This is a genomic window from Streptomyces sp. BE303 (assembly GCF_036290945.1).
Classification (GTDB): Bacteria; Actinomycetota; Actinomycetes; order Streptomycetales; family Streptomycetaceae; genus Kitasatospora.
In genome coordinates this window covers 1-556 of sequence record NZ_JAQYWZ010000026.1, presented here as the reverse complement: position 1 = coordinate 556, position 556 = coordinate 1, and the positions used below count along the sequence as shown (strand labels likewise).

At 73.6% G+C, this 556-nt stretch carries 1 protein-coding gene; it reads left to right on the top strand.

What is annotated here, in order from left to right:
- Nucleotides 1–281 precede the first annotated feature (281 nt).
- Nucleotides 282–556: hypothetical protein (locus PUR56_RS00075; protein WP_329947319.1), on the top strand; the 275-nt coding region annotated here is incomplete at its 3' end.

Genomic DNA, 556 nt, shown 5'->3' with positions numbered 1-556 from the left:
GAGGCGGAGGTGCTGGAGGCGTTCCCGGACGTGGACGTCGCCGGGGTGAACGGCCCTGGGGCCGTGGTGGTCGCGGGCCTCGAAGCCGAGTTCCACGCCGTTGCCGTGGGGGCGGGTGGGCGGGGCTCGAAGTTGGGAAGAGCGTCGGGGGTGGAAAGTGGGTCGCTCGCTGTCTCTAACTCGGTGGGAGCCGGAGCTTTACAAAGAGGGGGGGGGGCGGGGGGCGGCCGTGGCTGGTCGCTCATTCGTTCGGGGAGATCGCTGCCGCGCAGGTGGCCGGGGTGCTGTCTCTCGGCGATGCGGCGGCGTTGGTCGTGGCCCGGGGCCGACTGATGCAGGCCCTTCCCGCCGGTGGGGCGTTGCTCGCGGTGGGTGCGTCCGAGGCGGAGGTGCTGGAGGCGTTCCCGGACGTGGACGTCGCCGTGGTGAAGGGCGCTGGGGCCGTGGTGGTCGCGGGGCTGGAAGCCGAGATCGAGGCCGTTGCCGAGGCTGCGGGTGGGCGGGGCGGGCAGTCCAGCCGGCTGCGGCGCAGTCACGCCTTCCACTCCCGGGGGTT